The organism is Streptomyces sp., assembly GCF_019510245.1.
GTDB lineage: Bacteria > Actinomycetota > Actinomycetes > Streptomycetales > Streptomycetaceae > Streptomyces.
Genome location: NZ_JAEKKT010000489.1, coordinates 1 through 1821 on the forward strand (window position 1 = coordinate 1; position 1821 = coordinate 1821).

Here is a 1821-nt window from a genome sequence, read left to right on the forward strand (position 1 = left end):
CCAGTCGAAGCTGCCCATGCGGTTGAGCGCCAGGATCGGGTCCGGGTGGGCGGGCCAGTCGTCCGGGAGTGACAGGGCGCTCGCTCCCCGATCAACCATGGGGCCACCTTGCCAGGATTTGTCCGATTCTTCGACCGGGAGACGGGTGCGATCCGGACCCGTCAGACACCGGAGGCGGTGTCCGTGCCGGCCGGCTCCGACGGGTCGTCGGGGATCAGCCCGCCGCCGTCGGGGAGATCGGGGGTGTCCGGGACGGTCTCGGGGCCGATCCCGGTCCCGGGGTCCACGGGGGCGGTCGTACGGGTGCCGTCCGGCGGGGTCGCGGGGAGGCCGGGCCCGGTCGTGGGCGGCGGGGTGGCCGTGGGGCAGTTCTCCACGCCGGGCGGGCCGGTGGACGTGACGCAGTCGCTCTCGGCGCTCGGTGAGGTCTCCGGGAGCGCCGTCTCGTGCGGGCGCGGGCCGAGGGTCGTCGCGGGAGCCGACGTGGGAGTCGGCGGTGCCGGCCGCGGCGGGGGTACGACGTGGTCGTCCCGGCAGTCGTGGCCGATCAGACGTTCGATCCAAGTGTTGTCGACGAGATCGATGATCGTGATGTCGGTGATGAGCTGCTCGCTGGGGGCCACCACGACCACCCGGGCGGGACGGTATCCGGGCCACGGCCGACCGCCCACGACCGCGTCGCCCCGCATCGCCAGCGGCGGCGTCAAGGGGTTGCCGCAGGCGCAGCGGACGCGCGGGACGCCACGGTCGTCGACGAGGACGGCGGTGCCCGCCTGGAGGACGGACTGGAAGCCGCTCGCCCGGCCTGCGCGATAGCCGTGGCCGGTGACCAGGGTGTCGGCCCGCAGGACGACCGGGGCGAGCCCGCGCAGGAAGTCCGGCACCGCGGCCGGAGAGACGCCCTCGACCTTGGCGAACGCGCGCGCCCTGGACCGGTCCTCGGTCAGGTCGTCGATCTGGCGTGTCACGTCACAGCCGGCGACCCGATCGAGGCCGCCGTAGAGACCGGGCGTCCCGCCGGAGACCGTCCGCGGTGCGGTTGAGGCCCGCTGGGGCGTTCGGGTGAGAGGCGTGGGTACGGTCACCGAGGTCATCGAGGTCGCCGAGGAGCGGGTGAAGGGGCTCGGGCCCTGAGCCGCCGCCGGCTGGAGAACGAGTTCACTGCTCGCCTCGGCGCTGTTCTCGCCGCCGCCTCCGCCGTCTCCGCCGCCTCCGCCGCTTCCGGCGCCTCCGGCAACGAGGAGTGCCGCCGCGAGCGCGCAGGCCGTGACGAGGGCCTGGGTGGGTGTCCGCACCACGTTCTCCCGTCCATACCGGGCAGTTCGTCACTATTGTCTGCTTCGTTCACTTGGGTTACGCAAGCGGAGAGCAGGTACACGGAGAGTCACGCAGGGTTCGGCGGGACAATGGAGGCAGGAGAACACGGCGTGGACTGGTTCACCGCACCCGACTACTGGCTGAGCCGGCTGGTCTTCCAGCGGGCTCTGGCCGGGCTGTACTTCGTCGCGTTCCTGGCGGCGGCCCTGCAGTTCCGGGCGCTGCTCGGGGAGCGCGGAATGCTGCCGATCCCGCGGTTCGTCGCCCGCGTGCCCTTCCGGAAGGCGCCGAGTCTCTTCCAACTCCACTACTCCGACCGGTTCTTCGCTCTCTGCGCGGCGACGGGCTGCGCGGTGGCGGTCGCGCTGGCGGCGGGCCTCGACTCCCGGCTGCCGCTGTGGGGCGGGATGCTGCTGTGGCTGGTGCCGTGGCTGCTGTACCTGTCGATCGTCAACGTGGGCCAGACCTGGTACGGCTTCGGCTGGGAGTCCCTGCTGCTGGAGG

At 72.8% G+C, this 1821-nt stretch carries 1 protein-coding gene and 1 pseudogene; one reads left to right on the top strand and one right to left on the bottom strand.

What is annotated here, in order from left to right; genetic code table 11:
- Positions 1–161: 161 nt before the first annotated feature.
- On the bottom strand, positions 162–1295 hold the full coding sequence (locus JF597_RS54470; RefSeq protein ID WP_294014557.1) for a DUF6777 domain-containing protein: 1134 nt from the start codon (positions 1293–1295) through the stop codon (positions 162–164).
- A gap of 132 nt (positions 1296–1427) precedes the next feature.
- Between JF597_RS54470 and JF597_RS54475 the strand changes: the two are divergent.
- Positions 1428–1821, top strand: a pseudogene (locus tag JF597_RS54475) (lipase maturation factor family protein); the annotation flags it as partial.